Annotated in this window: 24 protein-coding genes; 12 read left to right on the top strand and 12 right to left on the bottom strand. The window is 64.4% G+C overall.

Going from position 1 to position 20159, the window contains the following annotated elements:
- Window positions 1–133: 133 nt before the first annotated feature.
- Both AB4074_RS11335 and AB4074_RS11330 read left to right on the top strand, forming a co-directional pair.
- On the top strand, window positions 134–1543 hold the full coding sequence (locus AB4074_RS11335) for a class I adenylate-forming enzyme family protein (protein WP_441413458.1): 1410 nt from the start codon (window positions 134–136) through the stop codon (window positions 1541–1543).
- Window positions 1536–2753, top strand: a complete 1218-nt coding sequence (locus AB4074_RS11330) for a thiolase family protein (RefSeq protein WP_441413457.1) — start codon at window positions 1536–1538, stop codon at window positions 2751–2753. The genes AB4074_RS11335 and AB4074_RS11330 overlap by 8 nt, the downstream gene beginning before the upstream one ends.
- Here AB4074_RS11330 and AB4074_RS11325 read toward each other — a convergent pair.
- From AB4074_RS11325 to AB4074_RS11310, 4 genes are all read right to left on the bottom strand, one after another.
- Window positions 2750–3373, bottom strand: coding sequence for an energy-coupling factor transporter transmembrane component T family protein (locus tag AB4074_RS11325; protein ID WP_441413456.1), 624 nt, complete (start codon window positions 3371–3373; stop codon window positions 2750–2752). The two genes, AB4074_RS11330 and AB4074_RS11325, sit on opposite strands and share 4 nt — an antisense overlap.
- Complete coding sequence (locus AB4074_RS11320) at window positions 3370–4101, bottom strand: energy-coupling factor ABC transporter ATP-binding protein (RefSeq protein ID WP_441413455.1); 732 nt, start codon at window positions 4099–4101, stop codon at window positions 3370–3372. Before AB4074_RS11320 ends, AB4074_RS11325 begins: the two co-directional genes overlap by 4 nt.
- An 18-nt stretch (window positions 4102–4119) precedes the next feature.
- The gene (locus tag AB4074_RS11315; RefSeq protein WP_441413454.1) at window positions 4120–4734 is read right to left on the bottom strand and encodes a biotin transporter BioY; all 615 of its coding nucleotides are present in this window, start codon (window positions 4732–4734) and stop codon (window positions 4120–4122) included.
- Window positions 4735–4892: 158 nt separating this feature from the next.
- Complete coding sequence (locus AB4074_RS11310) at window positions 4893–5669, bottom strand: YrzE family protein (RefSeq protein WP_441413453.1); 777 nt, start codon at window positions 5667–5669, stop codon at window positions 4893–4895.
- Window positions 5670–5893: 224 nt separating this feature from the next.
- Between AB4074_RS11310 and AB4074_RS11305 the strand changes: the two genes are divergently transcribed.
- Window positions 5894–7492: an ABC-F family ATP-binding cassette domain-containing protein gene (locus tag AB4074_RS11305; protein ID WP_306959633.1), complete on the top strand. Its 1599-nt coding sequence runs from the start codon at window positions 5894–5896 to the stop codon at window positions 7490–7492.
- A 9-nt stretch (window positions 7493–7501) separates the two neighbouring features.
- On the opposite strand, the gene AB4074_RS11300 is transcribed toward AB4074_RS11305, so the two are convergent.
- From AB4074_RS11300 to AB4074_RS11280, 5 genes are read right to left on the bottom strand one after another with little or no spacing between them, the layout of a single operon-like run.
- Window positions 7502–7945 (bottom strand): SRPBCC domain-containing protein, encoded by a 444-nt coding sequence (locus AB4074_RS11300; protein ID WP_236811099.1) that lies wholly within the window; start codon window positions 7943–7945, stop codon window positions 7502–7504.
- A gap of 54 nt (window positions 7946–7999) precedes the next feature.
- Window positions 8000–8485: a YbaK/EbsC family protein gene (locus tag AB4074_RS11295; RefSeq protein WP_441413452.1), complete on the bottom strand. Its 486-nt coding sequence runs from the start codon at window positions 8483–8485 to the stop codon at window positions 8000–8002.
- A complete protein-coding gene (locus tag AB4074_RS11290) occupies window positions 8469–9323 on the bottom strand; it encodes an SURF1 family cytochrome oxidase biogenesis protein (RefSeq protein WP_441413451.1) in 855 nt (284 codons plus the stop codon). The genes AB4074_RS11295 and AB4074_RS11290 overlap by 17 nt, the downstream gene beginning before the upstream one ends.
- Window positions 9324–9602, bottom strand: coding sequence for a hypothetical protein (locus AB4074_RS11285; RefSeq protein WP_441413450.1), 279 nt, complete (start codon window positions 9600–9602; stop codon window positions 9324–9326).
- Window positions 9599–10111, bottom strand: a complete 513-nt coding sequence (locus AB4074_RS11280) for a DUF3099 domain-containing protein (RefSeq protein ID WP_441413449.1) — start codon at window positions 10109–10111, stop codon at window positions 9599–9601. The genes AB4074_RS11285 and AB4074_RS11280 overlap by 4 nt, the downstream gene beginning before the upstream one ends.
- A gap of 153 nt (window positions 10112–10264) precedes the next feature.
- Here AB4074_RS11280 and AB4074_RS11275 point away from each other — a divergent pair, with 153 nt between their 5' ends.
- Together AB4074_RS11275 and AB4074_RS11270 are read left to right on the top strand one after the other, a co-directional pair.
- Window positions 10265–10990, top strand: a complete 726-nt coding sequence (locus tag AB4074_RS11275; RefSeq protein WP_441413448.1) for a beta-ketoacyl-ACP reductase — start codon at window positions 10265–10267, stop codon at window positions 10988–10990.
- Between the two features lie 88 nt (window positions 10991–11078).
- Complete coding sequence (locus AB4074_RS11270; protein ID WP_441413447.1) at window positions 11079–11828, top strand: SDR family oxidoreductase; 750 nt, start codon at window positions 11079–11081, stop codon at window positions 11826–11828.
- Between the two features lie 84 nt (window positions 11829–11912).
- On the opposite strand, the gene serB is transcribed toward AB4074_RS11270, so the two are convergent.
- Complete coding sequence (gene serB / locus AB4074_RS11265) at window positions 11913–12806, bottom strand: phosphoserine phosphatase SerB (protein ID WP_441413446.1); 894 nt, start codon at window positions 12804–12806, stop codon at window positions 11913–11915.
- A 125-nt stretch (window positions 12807–12931) separates the two neighbouring features.
- On the opposite strand from serB, the gene AB4074_RS11260 reads away from it, so the two are divergent.
- The 3 genes from AB4074_RS11260 to AB4074_RS11250 are packed head-to-tail and all read left to right on the top strand — an operon-like array spanning window position 12932 to window position 15399.
- A complete protein-coding gene (locus tag AB4074_RS11260) occupies window positions 12932–13717 on the top strand; it encodes an ABC transporter ATP-binding protein (protein ID WP_059389255.1) in 786 nt (261 codons plus the stop codon).
- A gap of 19 nt (window positions 13718–13736) precedes the next feature.
- Window positions 13737–14522: a sulfite exporter TauE/SafE family protein gene (locus AB4074_RS11255; protein ID WP_441413445.1), complete on the top strand. Its 786-nt coding sequence runs from the start codon at window positions 13737–13739 to the stop codon at window positions 14520–14522.
- Window positions 14523–14529: 7 nt separating this feature from the next.
- The gene (locus AB4074_RS11250) at window positions 14530–15399 is read left to right on the top strand and encodes a TrmH family RNA methyltransferase (protein ID WP_441413444.1); all 870 of its coding nucleotides are present in this window, start codon (window positions 14530–14532) and stop codon (window positions 15397–15399) included.
- Window positions 15400–15494: 95 nt separating this feature from the next.
- Here the strand turns inward: AB4074_RS11250 and AB4074_RS11245 are convergent, their stop codons facing one another.
- Entirely contained in the window at window positions 15495–16361 is an 867-nt protein-coding gene (locus AB4074_RS11245) for an MBL fold metallo-hydrolase (RefSeq protein WP_441413443.1), read from the bottom strand.
- Window positions 16362–16493: 132 nt separating this feature from the next.
- A complete protein-coding gene (locus AB4074_RS11240; protein ID WP_441413442.1) occupies window positions 16494–16832 on the bottom strand; it encodes a carboxymuconolactone decarboxylase family protein in 339 nt (112 codons plus the stop codon).
- Window positions 16833–16960: 128 nt separating this feature from the next.
- Between AB4074_RS11240 and AB4074_RS11235 the strand changes: the two genes are divergently transcribed.
- Genes AB4074_RS11235 through AB4074_RS11220 form a run of 4 tightly spaced genes read left to right on the top strand, consistent with a single transcriptional unit; the run spans window position 16961 to window position 20156 of the window.
- On the top strand, window positions 16961–17857 hold the full coding sequence (locus AB4074_RS11235; protein WP_441413441.1) for a helix-turn-helix transcriptional regulator: 897 nt from the start codon (window positions 16961–16963) through the stop codon (window positions 17855–17857).
- Between the two features lie 2 nt (window positions 17858–17859).
- Complete coding sequence (locus AB4074_RS11230) at window positions 17860–18846, top strand: aldo/keto reductase (RefSeq protein ID WP_441413440.1); 987 nt, start codon at window positions 17860–17862, stop codon at window positions 18844–18846.
- A gap of 21 nt (window positions 18847–18867) precedes the next feature.
- Window positions 18868–19302 carry a cupin domain-containing protein gene (locus AB4074_RS11225; protein ID WP_441413439.1) on the top strand — a complete coding sequence of 145 codons (435 nt, stop codon included), beginning with the start codon at window positions 18868–18870 and terminating at the stop codon, window positions 19300–19302.
- Window positions 19299–20156, top strand: a complete 858-nt coding sequence (locus AB4074_RS11220; RefSeq protein ID WP_441413438.1) for an aldo/keto reductase — start codon at window positions 19299–19301, stop codon at window positions 20154–20156. The genes AB4074_RS11225 and AB4074_RS11220 overlap by 4 nt, the downstream gene beginning before the upstream one ends.
- The last annotated feature ends 3 nt before the right edge of the window (window positions 20157–20159 follow it).

Below are 20159 nucleotides of genomic sequence, written 5' to 3'. Positions count from 1 at the left end.
GTCACCTTCCAGCGAAGGTGGCCGGCCGTCGACGTACTCTAAGTTATCGCCACTTGACGCCCCGAAAGTGCGCTATCGGAGCGATAGGCGTCACAGAAGGCTCTGGGCGTGCGGTGCAGGCTAAAATTCGATGATGCCTTTCCTGGATAAACTTCAGCTCTGGGCCGATGAACGCCCCGACGACACGGCCGTCGTCGTTGACGGCAAGCGGCTCAACTGGGCTGACCTTCGGGACGCCGCAACCTTGCGCCAGGGGGAGACGGCCGCGACGACGGTACTCGCCGAGCCCAATTCCCTGGACTTCGTGGTGGCGTACACGGCCGCCGTGGCCGGCGAGCGGCGCTGCGCCGTGCTCGACCCGTTGTGGCCGCAAGCCATGATCGATGAGGTCACCCAGAGGATCGGAGAAGCCGGGCCGGCCACCGGCCTCCTGTCCGGCATAGGCGACGAGCTGGCCGACGGCCGTCCCGACACCACGTTCCTGATCGGCCTGACGTCCGGAACCACGTCCGTTCCCAAGGCCTTCACCCGTTCACGGCGTTCGTGGCAGATTTCGTTTGATGCCTCCATCGAATTCTTCGGGCTCACACCGGAGGACAGGACCCTCGCGCCCGGGCCGCTGGCCGCGAGCTTGAACCTGTACGCCCTGTCCGAATGCCTGTACGCCGGGGCGGCCTTCCACACCATGGAGACCTTCGACGTCGGCGATGTCCACGCAGCCATCAGTTACGACGGCGTCACCCGCCTGGTCCTCGTGCCCACCATGCTGCGCCTGTTGAGCGAGCGCGGACTGGCGGGAGGCGTGGACGCATCCGGCGTGCGGAGCATCATCTGCGCAGGCTCGAAGCTGGACGCCCGCACCCTTGAGGCCGCCAGGCGTTGGGCGCCCAATGCGGCGATTTTCGAGTATTACGGTGCGTCCGAGCTCAGTTTCGTTTCCGGAACGCGCCTTGCCGCCGGTGAACCGCTCGACGTCGGCGGCACGGGAATCGGCGGACCGTTTCCCGGCGTCGAACTCAAGATACTGGACGACGACGGCGCGGAGCGGCCCGAAGGGGCCGACGGGAACATCTGTGTCCGCTCCGGCATGGTCAGCAACGGGTATTTGTGGGGCGACGACGGCCAGGCGCTGCGGTGCTTTGACGGTTGGTACACGGTGGGGGACCAGGGCTATGTGGACTCCGGTGTCCTGCATATCCTCGGACGTCGGTCCGACATGATCATCACTTCCGGGAGGAACGTCTATCCTCACGAAGTGGAGCTCGCCTTGGCATCGGTCCCCGGGGTCTCGGCTGCCCTTGCGGCCGGAATGCTCGACGAAGTCCGCGGCCAGAAAGTCGTCGCAGGAATCGTGCCCGCCTACGGTTCGGTGACGGCAACCCAAGTGAAGACCGGCCTGGACGGTTTGCTCGCCAGGGACAAGCGACCCCAGCGGTATTTCACGCTGTCCGAATTGCCCGTGACCGACCGCGGGAAGGTCAGCCGCCGGATGTTGCTCGACTGGATTGAGAACAACGATCCGCGAGCGAAACCCCTTGCCTAGCCGTGAGCCGTGCACCGGGTTGGACCCTTCGCGCCAACCAGTGATCATTGCCGCCCTGCGTACACCTATTTGCCGGGCCAACGGACAATTGAAGTCGCTTCGCGCGGAGGAACTCCTCTCTCCTGTCCTCCGTTCACTCCTGACAGCCACGGGTGTTGCCGGTTCGGACGTCAGCGACGTCGTGATCGGCAACGCGGTGGGCGGAGGCGGAAACCTGGCCCGGTATGCCGCACTGCACGCGGGACTGCCCGTAGGGGTCCCCGGACTGACCGTGGACCGGCAGTGCGGTTCCGGACTCGATGCCATTGCCCTGGCGTCCCGGCTCGTGGCCGCGGGCGGCAATGGCATCTACCTGGCCGGAGGAGTGGAGAGTATCAGTACTGCCCCGCTGCGTGCCAGGCGAAATCCAGACCCCGACGGCGAGCCGGACTTCTACACCCGGGCCACCTTTGTGCCGCCCGAGTTCGGGGACCCGGACATGGGGGTGGCCGCCGAGAACGTGGCACTCGAGTGCGGCATCAGCCGCGAACAGCAGGACGAGTTCGCCCTGCGCAGTCACCAGCGGGCGGTTGCAGCCACTGCCGCGGGCGCGTTCGCCCCGGAAATTGTTCCCCTGGAAGCCGGGGGCGCCGTGCTGCAGGCGGATGACGGACCCCGGGCATCCCTGAAGGCCGGACTCATGGCCCGCTTCCCGCCCGCATTCGTACCGGGCGGAACCGTGACAGCCGGAAACTCGTGCTTCGACGCTGACGCGGCCTCCGCCGTCGTGATCACCTCGCTGGAGCGGGCACGGGAACTTGGTGCCGCCGACGGATTGCTCGTCCTGGGCTGCGACACAGCAGGCGTGGACCCGGAACTGCTGGGCATCGGAGCTTCAGTGGCGGCGAAACGGTTGCTAGCCGAGCTTGATCGCGAGCCCGGGGAGCTGGACCTCGTGGAATTCAATGAGGCATTCGCTTCGCAGACCCTCGCTTGCCTTGACGCGTTGGGTGTGGAACCGGAACGGGCGAACCTCGACGGCGGAGCGCTGGCCCTGGGACACGCTTACGGCGCGTCGGGGGCTGTCCTGGTGACGCGGCTGCTGGCCCAGGCCCGCAGGATGGCCGAAGAGCAGCCGGGTCGGGAGAGCCTGGCGCTGGCGATGATCAGCATTGCAGGTGGAATGGGCACGGCGGCAATGTTCCGGTACTCGCAGCTGCAGGGCGATTAGTCCTCGGCATCGCCAAGGCCGCGCGCGGCCAGGGCGTCGCCGGTCTGCCGCGCATAGGCAACCGTGGTGATGAAAACCGGCAAGACCAAGGCGCGGGGATTGCGTTCAAGGCCACGCGCCCGGGCCGAGTCACGGACATCCGAGAATGCGCCGGCAATGAATGGAAGGCTGCGCAGCATGATGGCGATGGTAAGCGCGAAGCGCTCAGGGTCCGCCCCGAAACGCTGGAAGGGCTTGGACAGGGCAACCACCCCGTCCAGCAGTGCCTGCACCGGAGTCGTGACCGTCAGTACCGACGCCGCGACGACGCAGACCAGCACATTGAGCACGATCCGCGCGGCAACGGGGCCGCCCAGCTGCCACCATTGGAAGGCGCCGATCGCAACGAGGATGGGCGTCACGAGCCACACGGAACGCGCGAGGCGTTTGAGTCCCGCGCCGCTCAGCAGGAAAAGTCCGCACATCACGGCAAGGACCGCGGCCGAGACAAGCCAATCGACAATCAGGAACGATGCCAGGCCGCAGCCGGCAACCAAGAGAAATTTGAGCCACAGGGGCGTGCGGTGCACGATCGAGTCGCCCCGCACATAGTTGGGGATCAGGACTCCCTGGCCCCTCACGTCGCCTGCACCTTGCTTTGAGTGGATTCAGCGGCGCAAAGCGCGCGGTAGCGTTCGACGGCGACGGCTGCTCCGCCGTCGAACACTATCCGGCCGCCGTCCACCACCAAGGCGCGGTCCGCTTCGAGGGCGAGATCGAGATCGTGGGTGGACATGATGATCTGCTGCTCGAGGCCCGCAAGCGTGAGCCTCAGCAGCTCCCGGTTGCGCAGGTCCAGCAACGTTGAAGGCTCGTCGAGGACCAGCACGGCGGGATCTACCGCGAGGACGGCCGAGAGGGCGAGCAATTGGCGTTCACCGCCGGAAAGCTCGTAAATACTCTGATCCGCGAGGTCCAGGATCCCGAACCGTTGCAGGACAGCTTCTGCCCGGGCGGCACGCTCTTTGGAATTCTTGATGGAACGGCGCAGGGAGAGTTCAACGTCTTCCCGCCCCGTCGGCATGACCAGTTGCGACAGGGGATCGGTGAAGACGAAGCCCACCTGGCTGCGGACCTGGCGAACGTCCCGCAAGCTGTGGGCGCCGTTGACGCTGACGGTACCTTCGCTGGGAGCCACCAAGCCGTTGAGCAAGCGCAGCAGGGTGGACTTTCCAGAGCCGTTGGCCCCGATGACCGCAATGCGTTGCTCAGTGAGTTCCAGCGAGACGTCCTGCAGCAAAGTCTTGGGCGCCGGGCTGCCATCGACGGCTACGCGCACTGAGACGTCGCTGAGAATGATGGTGTTCATGTACTGATTGTTCCTGCTTTATTTGACGCGGCGGACCAGGATGTCCGGGAAGGCTTTGTGGAGCGCGACGGCGATGATTGCCGCCAAGACGTTCTTGATGGTGTCGCCGGGGTAGTAGGGCAGGTCAGCCAGGAATGCCTTGGCGAAGTCGAACTTGCCATTGATCATGAAGCCAAGCACTCCGAGGCCGTGGATGAGGACGATGGTGCTGATCATGGCGGCGGCGAACAGGAAAACGGCCCGGTGCTTGACGGTCTTGCGGATCACGATCGCTGCCAGCCAGCCGGTGGCGGCCGCCGCCAAGGGAAAAGCGATGATGTAGCCGGCCGACGGTGTGGCCAGGATGCCGAGACCGCTGCGGCCCCCGCTGAAGATCGGCAGTCCGGCGAAACCGAGCAGGGTGTAAAGCCCGACGGCGGCAAAGGCCCGCCCGCCGCCGAGCACGAGGCCGGTCAGGATGACGGTGAGGGTCTGCAGGGTGATCGGCACGCCCAGGGCGCCGACAGGAATGCCTGGAATCAGCGTTGATGCGGCCACGAGGGCCGCGAATACCGCGATGAGGCCGATGTCCGTGGACGTCCAGCGGGTGCGGGGGGAGGGTCGTCGCGTGGAAGCGGTTTCGGTGCTGCTCATGGTGTGTCCTGTCTGTGCCTGGGGTGGATTGAATCCCCTGAAACCGACACTACAGAGCGGCCTGGCACGGCATTTTGTAGGGTGTCCACGAGCAGCACAGCAAGGCCTTGGGGCCAAGGTACAAAGGGTGACGCTATTGGCGGGCGGAGCAGCCTTGGCTAGGCCTCGACGTCCTCTGCTGTTGGAGTGAAGCCCGCGCGGTCCACCCTGCGGTGGTAATGCATGCCGGCCAGTCCGCCGAGTGCTGCGGCGATGAGGGTCACTGCTGCCACTACGAGGGCGGCGATGATGCCGATGGTGCTCAGCTGTCCCTCATTCACCGGAATCCTCGGGAAACTGTTCACGGTGGCGAGGATATTGAACCGCGGTCCGGCGAACAAGCCCAGCAACGCCACCAGCACGGCGACGATAATTGCCCAAAACCAGACCATGAACCCCTGCCTGATGCCGTTGAACCGGGCCATGCGTCCGGCAACGTAGCCGCCGCAATAGTAGGAGAGGAACAGGATCACCAAGAGCGCGATGATCCCCGCAACGCTGACGGGCTGCGATGATGCCAGGTTCGCTGCGTCAGTGACATTCGCGTTGTTCGCGAGTCCGACAGCGATCCCCGCCGCCGCCACGAGGGCGACCAGCAGCACGGCCATCCCTGTTGCGGTCAGCCAGCCGAAGAAGGCCGAGCCGATCTTGATTCCGCCGAACTGCTCCCTTTCGCGCGCGACGACGGTCTCACGGGTGGCGGCGTTTGGGTCGGAAGCGGGGGAAACCACGGGATAGCTGCTCGTGTTGTCGACGTAGGTGTCGTCAGCATAGCCGGGGCCATTTCCATGTACATCGTCCACCCGGTCCCGCCGTGGTTCGGCGGCGTACGGGATTTCATCCTGGCCACCGTCAGCCCGTACGTGTTTGCCATCGGATCCTGTTGCACTGCTCACCGAGAGTCTCCCTTGCAATCGTCCTACCTTCACCTAACCACGCGGCGAAAATAGTAGCAAGGGTACTTACTATTCAGCGGTCATCCGCGGCACCCTTTGGCGCTGGCGACTGTGGGACGTGCTGGGCGGTAGAATCGTAAAGGCCGTTTGTTCGGCCCCTCCACTTCAGCCGCGCCTTGACTTCCGGTGCTGCGGGTGTTCCCCATTGAAAGGCATCCCCCGAATTGATTACCGTCCAGGAACTCGAACTGCGCGCCGGCGCCCGCCTGCTCATGGACCAGGTGAGCTTCCGCGTGGACAAGGGGGACAAAATCGGTCTGGTGGGCCGGAACGGTGCAGGCAAGACGACCCTCACCCGCGTCCTTGCCGGCGAGGGACTGCCCGCGGCCGGCAAAGTTGCCCGCAGTGGTGAGATTGGCTACTTGCCGCAGGATCCGCGGACCCCGGACATGGAACAGCTGGCACGCGACCGCATCCTTTCCGCCCGCGGCCTCGACGTGGTGGTGGGCAAGCTGAAGCAGGCCCAAACAGACATGTCCAGCGAAGACGCCACAGTCCAGCGCAAAGCCATGAACCGCTACGACCGCCTGGAAGCCGAGTTCCTCGCAGGAGGCGGCTATGCGGCCGAGGCCGAAGCCGCAGCTATTTCCTCCAACCTGGCCCTTCCCGAGCGGCTCCTGAACCAACCGCTCAAGACGCTCTCCGGTGGCCAGCGCCGCCGTGTGGAGCTGGCCCGGATCCTCTACTCGGACGCCGAAACCCTCCTCCTGGACGAACCGACCAACCACCTCGATGCGGACTCCATCACCTGGCTCCGCGACTTCCTCAAGGGCCACCAGGGCGGGCTGATTGTGATCAGCCACGACGTGGAGCTCCTCGAAGCCACGGTGAACAAGGTTTACCACCTGGACGCCAACCGGGCGCAGATCGACTTCTACAACATGGGTTGGAAACGCTACCTGCAACAGCGTGAAACCGATGAGCGCGCCCGCAAGCGCGAACGCGCCAATGCCGAAAAGAAGGCCCAGGTCCTCATGGACCAGGCCAACAAGATGCGTGCCAAGGCCACCAAGGCCGTCGCTGCGCAGAACATGGCGAAGCGTGCCGAACGGCTGCTCGGCGGCCTGGAGGCAGTCCGCGAGAATGACCGCGTGGCAGCCTTGCGTTTCCCGGATCCTGCTCCGTGCGGCAAGACTCCGCTCACGGCGGAGGGTTTGAGCAAGTCCTACGGCTCACTGGAAATCTTCACCGACGTGGACCTGGCAATCGACCGTGGCTCCAAAGTGGTTATCCTGGGCCTCAACGGTGCAGGCAAGACCACCCTTCTGCGGATGCTTGCGGGGGTGGACAAGCCGGACACCGGCGACATCGTCCCGGGCCACGGGCTCAAAGTGGGCTACTACGCGCAGGAACACGAAACCCTGGACCACGACCGCACCGTCCTGGAGAACATGCGTTCATCCGCTCCGGACATGAAGGACGCAGAGGTCCGCGGGATCCTGGGGTCCTTCCTGTTTTCGGGTGACGACGTCGACAAGCCGGCAGGTGTGCTTTCCGGTGGTGAGAAGACGCGACTGGCCCTCGCCACCATCGTGGCCTCGAGCGCCAACGTGCTGCTCCTCGACGAGCCCACCAACAACCTCGACCCCGCCAGCCGCGCTGAGATCCTCGGCGCACTGCGAAACTATTCCGGCGCCGTCGTGCTCGTCAGCCACGATGAAGGCGCCGTGCAGGCGCTGAACCCGGAACGCGTGGTCCTGCTCCCGGACGGCGTCGAGGACCACTGGAACGAAGACTACCTGGACCTCATCACCCTCGCTTAGGGCTGGGGGTCAAGGCATTTCCCACGGCACAGAGGCAAGTGGTCGGCCTAGTTCAATGTAGCTTTTCAGATTGGACAGGACCGCCGACCAGCCGCGGCCTGCAATCGCCAATTGCTCGTCGTCGGCGATGTTCCTGTGATGGACCGTCAGCCTGGCGATTCCGTCATGTGACTCGATGGTGAAGGTGACCACGTCGGGCTTCACCACCGCTGGAACCGCGGGATCCTCCCACGTGTTCACGAGGCGCGCCGGCGGCGTTGCTTCCAGGATGGTTCCCACGACGTCGGCGGTTCCGGAGCCGTCCGTGCGCCGGTGTTCCCAGCGCGAGCCTGCCTTCCAGTCCGAGACATTCGCGTGGCCCCAGTACTCAGCGCTTTGGGCTGCGTCCGTCAGCGCCGTCCAAATCTGGTCCGGGGTTCCTTCGATGTACGTGACGTAGGTGTATTCAGCCATGCTCACAGCCTAGCCCTCGGCCGTAGCGGATCAATGGCCTGCCGGACTACCGGCTCAGCGGACCTTCAAGGCCTGGGCGGCCGTAATCCGCTGGAGTTCGCTGTAACTGATGGAGAACATCGAGTTATGGTCACCCGCGCCTGCCCAGAGCAGAGGATGCTCCTGGAGCGAAATGTCGAGGATCGTTCTTATGGGCTGCGGGTGTCCAAGGGGAGCTACGCCACCTACGGCCTGACCGGTGTGTTCCAAGACGAAGTCCGGGCTGGCCCTGCGGATCCTGGCTGTCCCCAAGGAGGCCGCTACCAAGGCGGTGTCCACCTTCGCGGCCCCGCTCGCGAGAATCAGCAGGGGAGCACCGTCAAGTTCGAAGACCAGGCTGTTTGCGATGGCCGCAATATCGCAACCCAGCAAGGAAGCTGCCGCAGCGGCGGTGGGGACATCGTCGTCGAAGGTGCGCACGGTGTCTTGCGCACCGGCCGCGGTCAGGGCTGACTTAACATTCAGCACGGGGGCCGGGATCGTTTCAGTAGCCTTGTGCATCCAGGATGGCGTCTTCCTCTTCTTCGGCCGTTGGCCGCTTTGGTTTCCGTGGCGCAGGTGCCTTGCGACGAGGCATCGCGCTGATTTCTTCTTCCTCGTCCTCGGCATCAATCCGGGCATTGCGGGCCTGCTGCCTGGCCGCGTAGCCGAAACCGACGAACATCAGCACGCCGAAGGCGAACCACTGCAAAGAGTAGGAGAGATGCGTGCCCTCGTCCGTTGCCGGCTTGGCGAACGGCGCGGGCATCGCCTGGACGGCGGGCGACTCAGTGGCGAGCTGCCCGTAGGCGCCGGTCATGATGGGATAGCCAAGCTCCGTGGCAAAGGAAGGAAGATCGATGGATGCCAGCTGGCCGTCCACGGCGCCGCGGCCCAGATCCGGTTCAGAGGCCTTCAGGCGGGCGACGACGGTCACCTCGCCGGCCGGCGGGGCCGGGATGCTGTCGGGGTGGCCGGGAGTCTTGTTTCCGATGGGCAACCATCCGCGGTCAATCACTACCGCTTCGCCGCTCGACAATCGGAACGGGACCACTACTTCGTACCCCGGCTGGCCGTTGAGGGGGCGGTTACGGACGACGCGTTGGCCCGAAACGTCATACCTGCCGTGAAGCTCAACTTGTGCCCATTCCCGTTCGGGGTCCAGGGACTGGAACTCCGCCTTGGCGGCGGAGAAGGGAAGGGGAGTGGCCGAGTAGTTGGTGACAACGCGGTTGATCTCGGCCAGCGTTTCGGCCCTGCGGTCCATTTGCCAGCGGCCCAGTAAAACGCAGCCGGTGGCGAAGATCAGGGCCAGGACGAAATAGCCCAGCCACTTGCTGGAAAAAAGGAAGCGGTACATTCAGCGGGCCTCGCCTGGGTTAATGGTCTTCGCGAACGGTATGGTCTCTTTCCAAAGGTCGCGGGTCTGCAGGTAGTCTTCCAACCATTCCCGGTGCTCCTCGCAGGACAGCCACACCTTGCGGCGCTCGGGAGTGTGGATGCGCGGATTGTTCCACAGGAGCTGCCACGTAGCTTCGGCGCGGCATGCCTTGCGTGAGCAGACAGCCGGAGGCGTCTCGCCCTGGCCGGCATGCTGCTCATTCTCCAGCCCAAGGCCGCCCATAGTGAAGATATTCATGAAGCCGCCTGCTCTTCCCCGCCGAGCGGATATTGGCGCTTGCCAGCGTTGGTGTTGTCGGCTGGTTCCGGGCCGGAAACGTCCTGGTGGGTGGCGTCGTCGTCGATGAGTTCGCCTTCCAAGACGGTGACGGGAGCCGCGGCCGGTTCCCCTTCTTCAGGTGACGCTTCCAGCTCCGCGGCCGGGACGTAGTCCAGCAAGGCATCGCTGTGGACTTCGGCTTTGTCGCTGCCGTTGGCGATCACTACGGCAATCCAGGGCAGGAATACGGCCCCGGCGACGGCGATGATCTTGAACCAGCCATCCACCACGAAAATGAGTAAGAGGCACACCAAGCGGATACCCATGGCCACGGCGTACTTGATCATTCGTTCGCGCATGTCATCCGAGTGTGCGGCAGCGGCGTCGGTAATGCTGTGCACCACGGGGTCACCTGAAACGGCGTCCGGGTCCCCGGGCGCCTGCAGGGGACTGCTATCTCTTGTCACGGCTGATTCATCACGCTCCAACGGCTCCCCTCAATTCTCTCACCCCGGAACGGGCCTCCCAAACCGCGCCGGGCGCAGCTACCCGCGGCCAGGGACTCCCGGCGGCTAAGATCGATGCAGGAAATCACCCACTTTCAAGCGGCACAGTCCTGTCGCGGAACTCTGGAGAGCAGCATGTCTGAAGCAGTATCAACCGCCCGCAGTGTCCTCATCACGGGCGGAAACCGGGGCATCGGCCTGGCGATCGCAGAGTCATTCCTCGCCAACGGCGACAAGGTCGCCGTGACGTACCGCAGCGAAACACCCCTCCCTGAGGGCATCCTTGGGGTCAAGGCCGATGTGACGGACGAGGCCTCGCTTGACGCCGCGTTCAAGGAAGTCGAGGCTGCCCACGGGCCGGTGGAGGTTTTGGTAGCCAACGCCGGCATCACCAAGGACACGCTACTTTTGCGCATGAGCGAGGACGACTTCACTTCCGTCATCGACACCAACCTCACCGGCGCCTTCCGGGTCATCAAGCGGGCCTCGAGAGGCATGATCCGCATGCGCAAGGGCCGGGTTGTGCTGATCTCTTCCGTGTCGGGCCTCTACGGCGCCCCGGGACAGATCAACTACTCGGCCTCGAAGGCGGGCATGGTGGGCATCGCCCGCTCCCTCACCCGGGAACTTGGCAGCCGGGGCATCACAGCGAATGTGGTGGCACCGGGCTTCATCAACACGGACATGACCGCTGAGCTTCCCGAAGACACCCAGAAGGCGTATTTGGCGAGTGTTCCGGCGGGCCGCTTTGCCGAGGCTTCCGAGGTCGCCAACGTGGTCCGCTGGATTGCCAGCGACGAAGCCGCATACATTTCCGGTGCCGTCATCCCCGTGGACGGCGGCCTGGGCATGGGCCACTAGATCAGGGTTACCGCTGGCATGATTGACTCGGGACCAATGGAATTTGGATGTTTTGAACAAGTTGGACGTTTTGAATAAAGGAGCACGAATGGGACTGCTGGACAACAAGACGGCAATCGTCACCGGTTCTTCACGCGGCATCGGCGCTGAAGTAGCCAAGATCCTGGCTGGCGAGGGCGCCGCCGTCGTCGTCAACTACCGCCAGAAAGCCCCCCGGGCCAACAAAGTAGTGGGCGAGATCCAGGCAGCCGGCGGCCGTGCCGTAGCCGTCGGCGCTGACCTGACGACGCAGGAAGGCGTCCAGACGCTGGCCAGCGCGGCCATGGAGGAATTCGGTTCGCTGAACGTCCTCGTGCTCAACGCTTCCGGGGGCATGGAATCCGGCATGGAGGAGGACTACGCCCTCAAGCTGAACCGTGACGCCCAGATCAACATGCTCAACGCCGCTGTTCCGCTGATGCCGGAAGGCTCCCGCGTGGTCTTCGTCACGAGCCACCAGGCGCACTTCGTCGAGACTGTTCCGACGATGCCTGAGTACGAGCCCGTTGCCCGCAGCAAGCGCGCGGGCGAAGTCGCATTGCGCGAACTGCTCCCGAACCTGGCCGACAAGGGCATCTCGCTCGTAGTGGTTTCCGGCGACATGATTGAGGGCACCGTGACGGCGACCCTGCTGGACCGCTCCAACCCGGGTGCCATCGAGGCCCGCCGGGCCGAGGCCGGCAAGCTGTACTCGGTGGAGGAATTCGCCGCCGAGGTGGCAAAGATGGTCACGGCCGACGTCGAGAGCGGCCACACCGAATACGTAGGCGGCGCCGACTACTTCGGCAAGAGCGCCTGATAGTTTTTAGCGTATGAATAAGCGGCCCGGGACTGTCTGAATTACCCAGTCCCGGGCCGCTTTTTCATGGCGCATGACTTCGGGCTAGACGCCGGCGATATGCCGGACCGCGTCGAGGTACGGCATGTTGATGGCGGCATCAGCTACCGCCCGGACGGCAGGCTTGGCGTTGAACGCGACACCGATGCCCGCCGCGCCCAGCATGTCGAGGTCATTCGCGCCGTCGCCCACGGCGATGGTGTGCTCCAGGTCGATTCCCTCGGCGGCTGCCCACTCGCGAAGGTACTTCTCCTTGGCGGCCCGGTCGATCACGTCGCCAAGGACCTTGCCCGTGAGGAAGCCGTCGACGATTTCAAGTTCATTTGCAATCCAGTAGTCCAGGCCGAGTTCCTCCGCGATGGGCCTCAGGATCTGGTTGAAGCCGCCTGACACCACTGCCACCGTATGGCCGGCGGCCTTGAAAGCAGCCACAAGTTCCGCCGCGCCCTCGCTCAGGCGCACCTCGGCGCGGACGGCGTCGACGACGGCGGCCGGCAGGCCTGCGAGGACCGCCACCCGGGCGTGGAGGCTTTGCGCGAAGTCCAGTTCGCCGCGCATCGCGGCCTCGGTCACGGCCGTTACTTCCTCGCGCTTGCCGGCGTGCGCGGCCAGCAGTTCGATGACTTCCTGCTGGATCAGGGTGGAGTCCACATCCATGATCAGCAGCTTCCGTGAAGCGTCACGCAGCGCGTCGGCGACGATAGCGGTGTCCATGCCCGGTGCCGCGGCATCGGCGACCCTGCGCCGGAGGCCCGACAAGTCGGCGACGGTAGCCCCGTCAACGGCCAGGCGAATGGTGTAGACCCCAAAGCGATCGTCCCCCGAGCGCGACTCCGACGTGAAGGAAGCCCCCGAGCCGGACAGCACCTTTCGCAGGTGTTCAAGCTCCGAAAGGGACAAATTCACGCCATAGCTGACCGCGGTCAAGTTCGAACTCATGGCTGCAATCTTAGCGAGCGCGGAACCGCCGCCCGAACTCGTGTTTCATTCATGGCGTCCCGCAAACAGTGTGACCGAAGTTCCGGTTATCTATCGCCCCTATTTTTGTCCTAGTGTCTACTCCTATGAGTGATGTTCTTGAATTGGCTTCCGTCAGCGTTGTCCGAGGTACCAAGACCCTGCTGGACAAGGTTGACTGGCAGGTCAATGAAGGCGAACGCTGGGTCATCCTCGGTCCCAACGGTGCCGGCAAGACCACTCTGCTCCAGATCGCCGCCGCCCGGATGCATCCCACGAGCGGGAAAGCCGGGATCCTTGACGAGACGCTGGGCCGGGTGGACGTCTTTGAGCTCCGTCCGCGCATCGGCCTTTCCTCCGCGGCGTTGGCCACCCAGATACCGGAGCAGGAAAACGTGCTCAACGTCGTGGTGACCGCTGCCTACGGCGTGACCGGCCGCTGGCGCGAGGGATACGAGCGCGACGACGAACGTCGCGCCTTCGGCCTCCTTAACGAATGGGGGATGGGTCCACTGCTGAACCGCTCCTTCTCCTCGCTTTCCGAAGGAGAGCGCAAGCGCGTGCAGATCGCCCGGGCGCTCATGACCGATCCTGAGCTGCTCCTGCTCGACGAGCCGGCTGCCGGCCTCGACCTTGGCGGACGGGAAGAGCTCGTCCACAAACTCGGTGAGCTCGCCCGCGACGAGGACGCTCCCGCCATGGTTCTCGTGACGCACCACCTTGAAGAAGTTCCTCCGGGGTTCACCCACGCCATGCTGCTTCGCGACGGCGGGGTGGTTGCCGCGGGACCCATCGAGGAAGTCCTCACGGCAGAACACCTCAGCAACACTTTCGGCCTTCCCCTGGACGTGACGGAAAACTCCGGCCGCTACACGGCCACCGCCCGCCGCTAGGCCGGGGCAGCGAGAAGCAGTGGAGATCCTTAGCGGCATCCTGATCTTTTTCGCGGGCTTGTGGGCCGGAACCATCAACAGCGTGGTCGGCTCGGGCACACTTGTGACGTTCCCGGTCCTCATCGCCCTGGGCTACGCGCCTGTCACGGCGACCATCAGCAACGCCATGGGGCTTGTGGCAGGCAACGTAACTGGGGCCTGGGGCTATCGTCACGAACTCCGGGGCAGGGGCCGGCAGTTGCTCAGGCTCTTGCCGGCGTCGCTGCTTGGCGGCATTACGGGTGCCTGGCTGCTGCTGCACCTCCCGGAGAAGGTCTTCTACTACGCCGCTCCCATCCTGATCGTGGTCGCGCTGCTCATGGTGCTCTTCCAGCCCAAACTCCAACGGTGGGTCCAGGACCGGGCCGGCAACCCGGAGCACGCCATCCACGACAAGCGGCACACCGTGATCCTCGTGGCGCTGGTGTACCTCGCCGGGGTCTATGGCGGCTATTTCGTCGCTGCCCAGGGCATCCTGCTCGTCGGCATTCTGGGTGTCTTCATGACGGGCACCATCCAGAACGCCAACGCCATGAAGAACATCCTCGTGTTGGCCGTCAACGTGGTGGCAGCGTGCTCCTACCTCCTGTTTGCCTTTGGCCGGATCGAATGGCCGGTGGTGGCAGTCATCGCTGTCAGTTCATTGATCGGCGGACTGGTGGGCTCCAAAGTGGGCCGGCGCCTGAAGCCCCTTGCGCTGCGCATCGTGATCTTCGCGCTCGGCATCGTGGCGCTCGGCTTCATGATCGCCAACCTGCTGAAATAGGAACCCCGTGACCTTCTACCACCTCGAAACCGCCGCAGACCCGCGCGTTTCGGACTACACGCAACTGACTGATGTCCACCTCCGCAAGCTCCGCGAGCCTGCGGAGGGCATGTACATCGCCGAATCGTCCAGGGTCCTGCGGCGCGCCCTCGCGGCCGGCCATCGGCCCCGCTCCTTCTTCCTGGCGGAGAAATGGCTGGAAGATCTCGACGACGTTTTCCAACAGTTCCCCGAGGTTCCGGTCTACATCGGCAAGGCTTCCCTGCTTGAGGAAATCACCGGATTCCATTTGCACCGCGGTGCCATGGCTGCCATGCATCGCCCGGCACCGGTGCCCCTCGAGGAACTTCTCGCTGGCGCACACCGTGTGGCAGTGTTGGAGGACGTGGTCGACCATTCGAATGTGGGGTGTTCCAAAACTCCGCATCGATCGAGGATCGCGATCTTGGAGGATTTGACCGACCACACGAACGTTGGTGCCATTTTTAGGTCAGCGGCGGCGATCGGTGTCGATGCTGTGCTGGTGACCCCGCAATGTGCAGATCCGTTGTACCGGCGCTCGATCAGGGTCAGTATGGGCACCGTTTTCCAGGTTCCGTGGACGAGGGTCGACCCGTGGCCGGCCAGTATTGAGCAGTTGAAAGAGGCGGGCTACTTCGTGGCAGGCATGTCTCTGGGGGAGGGAGCCATCACTCTTGATGAGCTGGTGGCCCAGGATCATCAAAACCTCGTGCTGCTTTTCGGAACCGAAGGCGATGGGCTGAAGCCTGAGACCGATCGATTGCTCGACGCGCGGGTGACGATTCCGATGATGAACGGCGTGGATTCGCTGAATGTTGCTGCGTCGTCGGCTGTGGCGTTCTATGCGACGAGGTAGCGTGGAATGTCCGTCCTCCTCAGGGGCCTTCGTTAGCGTGAGGTATTCGATGCGCCGATGAGATTTTGATCGGCCGCGAACTTCTGCACATTCGGCTACGTCAACCGCTGATTGTGTCGCGCCCGCGCGGATGCGCCGCCCAGCCGGAAAGGCTCGCCCGGTGCGAGTACACGGATGCGCTTGGGGTTGACCACGACGTCCCGGAGCGTGTCCGGGTCGGCGTTGAACGGGGCGAATTCGGGGGAATCTACGCTGCCCCAGTGGTGCAGGAGCAAGTCCGCGTCGGGGTAGGCATTGGCCATCTCGACTGCGCCGTCGAAGGTGAAGTGCCATTCGCTGTTCGAGAAGTCGAAGAGTAGCGCGTCCGGGGCTGGCATGGTCAGATGGTGTTCACGGATCAGCCGTGAATCCCCTGGTGCCCAGATCACGCCGTCAAGGGTCTCGATCCAGAAACCGCACGAGTCCTCATCGTGAAAGGTACGCTGCCCCGGCTGGGGCGCGGCATTTTGCCAGGCATGGTCGGCCGGTGTGACCGTTACCCGGACCCCACCGACGGAGAAAGCATCGCCGATGCTGTGGCCGGCGGCGGGCATGCCCAGTTCCTGCATCAGATCGGCGACGTAGCGGGTCGAGTGGAACCGCTGGGTGACTTCTTTCAGGGCCGTACATGTCGGCACGCTGAAGTGGTCATTGTCCGCGTGAGTGACGAGGATCCCATCGAGTCGGGGGACGTCTGCCGCCTGGAGCGGGAAGTCGATGAGCACGGGCATGTCGAAGTCCTGGAGCAGCGGGTCGACGGCCAGCAAAGTTCCTCTTGCGTTGATCAGAAATCCCGCCATACCGAGCCAGTGCAGGACGGTGCCGTGTGGGTCGTCGAAGGCCTCGGCCCGAATCGGCATCGTTGGCGGGGCCATGGCCTGCCCGCGAGGGCTTCGCCGGACCGGTGAGCGCGAATCGTTCATTGTCTCTCCTTGGATCAATTCTGCGGTATGACGGGCGCTCGTCCGATCGAGTCGGAATGGGCACCCGCCGGTTTGCTGTCGGTTAGCGATGTCGGCGGGGTCAGTCTGGTCGTACCAAGCAGCTGTAAGCTTTTAACCCTCTTCCTCGATGATGCCCTTCAATACGCTCATCGCGCCCATCCCGTTGGGCCAGCCCGTGTAGAACGCGAGCTGGGTGATCGCTTCCTTCAGTTCCTCCTCGGTGACGCCGTTCTGGCGGGCGAAGCCGAGGTGGAACTTCAGCTGGTCCATCTTGCCCATTGACGTCAATGCGGCGACGGTGATCAGGCTGCGATCGCGCTTGGACAGGTCCGTGCGTTCCCAGACCTCGTCGAAGAGGACCTTGTCGGTGTAGTGGACCATTCCGGGCGCGAAGTCGCCGAAGGCGTTCTTCCCGCCGCTCCAGCCGGTGTTCTGCTCTTTGGTGCTCATGGTCTTACTCCTCGTCGTTGATTGGACGAGTCCATTCCATCGTCACGGCGGCGGGGGAGGGAGTCTCCAGTGAAGGGTGTACCAGTGGGGACTCCCTCCGAAGCGGTGGCCGAAATATCGTTGTCTGTATGGATAGCAGGGACGAAGCGCGGGAGTTCCTCATGTCCCGTCGGGCGAATGTCAGCCCCGAGCAGGCTGGGTTGGCGGTCTCGGGGCACCGTCGCGTGGCGGGTTTGAGGCGGGGCGAGGTCGCGATGCTCGCGGACGTGAGTCCGGAGTATTACGCCAAGATCGAGCGGGGGAATCTCGTGGGGGTTTCAGACTCTGTGCTGGAGTCGGTCGCCCGGGCTCTGCAGCTCGACGATGCCGAGCGCGAGCACCTTTTTGATCTCGCCCGCACCGCAAACGGGGGCGCGCAGCCCGTGCGGCGGCGCAAGCCGAAGACGTGGGTGGCCCGGGATAGCCTGACCCGTGCGGTGGACGTCATCGTGAACGGCCCGGCATTCGTACGCAACGGGCGGATGGACATCCTGGCGACCAATGCCCTGGGCCGCGCGTTCTACGATGAAGTCTTCGACGGGCCCGGGCAGGGGAACCTCGCCCGGTATTGCTTCCTCGACGAGCGCGCCAAGTCCTTCTACCCGGACTGGGAGGCGGCCGCAGACGTCACCGTGGCGATCCTGCGCACGGAGGCCGGTCATGATCCTCATGACAAGCAGTTGCATGACCTTGTCGGTGAACTCTCCACCTGCAGCGATGCGTTCCGTGTGCGGTGGGGTGCGCACAACGTCCGCCGCCACGGCTCGGGTACAAAGGATTTTCACCATCACGAGGTCGGCGACCTCACCCTTACGTATGAGGGTTTGGAGCTGACTGCCGAGCCGGGGCTTTCGTTCCTCATTTACACCGCCGAGTCCGGTTCGCCCAGCGAGCAACGGCTCCAGCTGCTGGCGAGCCTCGCCGCTACTGTGACCGCGTCGCTGTCGCGCCCGGTGCTCGATGACACCACTACTACGAAGGACTGATCATGCACATCAGAACACTTGGCCAGGGCCTCGAGGTCTCCGCGATCGGGCTCGGTGCGATGGGTATGTCCCAGAGCTACGGACCCAACCCCGGCGATCGCGACGAGATGATCTCTGTGCTGCGCTCGGCCGTCGACGAGGGCGTGACGTTTTTCGACACGGCGGAAGTCTACGGGCCGTACGTCAACGAGGAGCTCGTCGGGGAGGCGTTCGAGCCGATCCGCGACCGGGTGGCGATCGCCACCAAGTTCGGCTGGGACATCCGGGACGGCAGGATGGTCGGCTTGGACAGCCGGCCCGAGCAGATCCGACGCGTCGCCGAGGCGTCGCTGAAACGGCTCCGCACCGAGGCGATCGACTTGTTCTATCAGCACCGCGTCGACCCCGATGTGCCGATCGAGGATGTGGCCGGTGCTGTCGGCGAGCTGATCGCCGAGGGCAAGGTGAAGCACTTCGGCCTCTCCGAGGCCTCCGCCGCCACGATCCGCCGCGCTCACGCCGTGCACCCGGTCACCGCTGTCCAGAGCGAGTACTCGCTCTGGACACGGGATCCCGAGGCTGAGGTGCTGCCGACGCTGACAGAGCTCGGCATCGGGTTCGTGCCGTTCAGCCCGCTTGGCAAGGGCTTCCTTACCGGCACCGTCAACTCGGCGACGGCTTTCACCGAGGGCGATATCCGCCGCCGTGTTCCGCGGTTCGAGGCGGAGAATCTCGCCGCGAACCAGGCGCTCGTTGACCACGTCAAAGGCCTGGCCGAGGCGAAGGGCGCGACGCCGGGCCAGATCGCCTTGGCCTGGTTGCTGGCGCAGCAGCCGTGGATCGTGCCGATCCCCGGCACCCGACGCACCGAGCGCATCCGGGAGAACGCGGCGGCCACCCAGCTCGCCCTCTCTGCGGACGAGCGCTCCGACCTTGACAGCCTCGCCCGGCGCATCGGAGTACGCGGAGACCGCTACAACGCCGAGCACATGACCTACGTCAACCACTGATCGCAGCAGAAGGACAAACACATGACTGACAACGAATTCGACCAGATCTTCCCGCTCGGGGAGAAGAACGACGCCTTCGCGCAGTACTTCATCGGCCAGAGCTACCTGGCCCCGCTCGCCTCGGGGAGCGTTCCGGTCAGCAACGTCTCTTTCGAGCCGAGCTGCCGCAACAACTGGCACATCCACCATGGCACCGACGGCGGCGGCGACCAGATCCTGATGTGCACTGCGGGCAGCGGCTGGTTCCAGGCCGAGGGCCAGGACCCGGTCAGCCTGGAGCCGGGAACTGTGATCCGTGTGCCTGCCGGCACGAAGCATTGGCACGGGGCGAAGGCCGACTCGTGGTTCTCCCACGTCGCCTTCATCACCCCCGGCGAGAACGTCAGCAACGAATGGCTCGAGTCCGTCACCGACGAGGTCTACGGCGCGCTGCCGAAGATTGGAGAGAACGTATGAGCATCCTGAACGAGAGCTACATCCTGGCAAACGGGGTTGAGATTCCCAAGCTTGGCCTGGGCACCTGGTTCATCGACGACGACAAGGCAGCTGCCGCGATCCGTGCCGCGGTGGAGATCGGTTACCGGAACATCGACACCGCTCAGGCCTATGGCAACGAGCGCGGCGTCGGCGAAGGCATCCGCACGAGCGGCCTCGCCCGAGACGAGCTGTTCGTCTCAACCAAGCTGGCCGCCGAGATCAAGAACTACGACGGCGCGGCCACCGCGATCGCCGGGTCCATGGAAAAGCTCGGGCTCGAGTACATCGACCTGATGCTCATCCACAGCCCGCAGCCCTGGAACGACTTCCGCGGCGGTGACTACGCAGACGGTAACCGTCAGGCGTGGATGGCCCTGGAGGACGCCTACCAAGCCGGCAAGGTCCGTTCCATCGGGGTGTCCAACTTCCTGGAATCCGACCTGGAGAACATCCTGTCCACCGCGACGGTGGTCCCGCAGGTCAACCAGCTCCTGGTCCACGCGGGCAACACCCCGGCAGAGTTGCTCGCCTACTGTGAGAGCAAGGGGATCATCGTCGAGGCGTACTCGCCGATCGCCCACGGGGAGATCCTGAAGAATGCCGAGGTTCGGGCGATGGCAGGTAAGTACGGGGTGACGGTGCCGCAGCTGTGTATCCGGTACACGCTACAACTGGGCACGGTGTCGCTGCCCAAGACCGCCAACCCCGAGCACATGCGCTCCAACGCCGAGGTCGACTTCGTCATCTCCGACGACGATGTTGCCACGTTGCGCGATCTGCAAGACGTGGACTACGGCGACGCCAGCGCGTTCCCGGTCTACAGCGGCAGGTGACAC

The sequence above is a fragment of the Arthrobacter sp. 2MCAF14 genome, assembly GCF_052115645.1.
In the GTDB taxonomy this organism is placed as follows: Bacteria; Actinomycetota; Actinomycetes; order Actinomycetales; family Micrococcaceae; genus Arthrobacter.
This window is presented reverse-complemented; position numbering and strand designations above follow the sequence as displayed.

Coding starts and splice junctions, on each gene's coding strand:
- AB4074_RS11335 (WP_441413458.1), top strand. CDS start 134: ATGCCTTTCCTGGATAAACTTCAGCTCTGGGCCGATGAACGCCCCGAC.
- AB4074_RS11320 (WP_441413455.1), bottom strand. CDS start 4,101: ATGAACACCATCATTCTCAGCGACGTCTCAGTGCGCGTAGCCGTCGAT.
- AB4074_RS11315 (WP_441413454.1), bottom strand. CDS start 4,734: ATGAGCAGCACCGAAACCGCTTCCACGCGACGACCCTCCCCCCGCACC.
- AB4074_RS11300 (WP_236811099.1), bottom strand. CDS start 7,945: ATGGCTGAATACACCTACGTCACGTACATCGAAGGAACCCCGGACCAG.
- AB4074_RS11295 (WP_441413452.1), bottom strand. CDS start 8,485: ATGCACAAGGCTACTGAAACGATCCCGGCCCCCGTGCTGAATGTTAAG.
- AB4074_RS11290 (WP_441413451.1), bottom strand. CDS start 9,323: ATGTACCGCTTCCTTTTTTCCAGCAAGTGGCTGGGCTATTTCGTCCTG.
- AB4074_RS11285 (WP_441413450.1), bottom strand. CDS start 9,602: ATGAATATCTTCACTATGGGCGGCCTTGGGCTGGAGAATGAGCAGCAT.
- AB4074_RS11275 (WP_441413448.1), top strand. CDS start 10,265: ATGTCTGAAGCAGTATCAACCGCCCGCAGTGTCCTCATCACGGGCGGA.
- AB4074_RS11270 (WP_441413447.1), top strand. CDS start 11,079: ATGGGACTGCTGGACAACAAGACGGCAATCGTCACCGGTTCTTCACGC.
- serB (WP_441413446.1), bottom strand. CDS start 12,806: ATGAGTTCGAACTTGACCGCGGTCAGCTATGGCGTGAATTTGTCCCTT.
- AB4074_RS11260 (WP_059389255.1), top strand. CDS start 12,932: ATGAGTGATGTTCTTGAATTGGCTTCCGTCAGCGTTGTCCGAGGTACC.
- AB4074_RS11245 (WP_441413443.1), bottom strand. CDS start 16,361: ATGAACGATTCGCGCTCACCGGTCCGGCGAAGCCCTCGCGGGCAGGCC.
- AB4074_RS11240 (WP_441413442.1), bottom strand. CDS start 16,832: ATGAGCACCAAAGAGCAGAACACCGGCTGGAGCGGCGGGAAGAACGCC.
- AB4074_RS11235 (WP_441413441.1), top strand. CDS start 16,961: ATGGATAGCAGGGACGAAGCGCGGGAGTTCCTCATGTCCCGTCGGGCG.
- AB4074_RS11230 (WP_441413440.1), top strand. CDS start 17,860: ATGCACATCAGAACACTTGGCCAGGGCCTCGAGGTCTCCGCGATCGGG.
- AB4074_RS11225 (WP_441413439.1), top strand. CDS start 18,868: ATGACTGACAACGAATTCGACCAGATCTTCCCGCTCGGGGAGAAGAAC.
- AB4074_RS11220 (WP_441413438.1), top strand. CDS start 19,299: ATGAGCATCCTGAACGAGAGCTACATCCTGGCAAACGGGGTTGAGATT.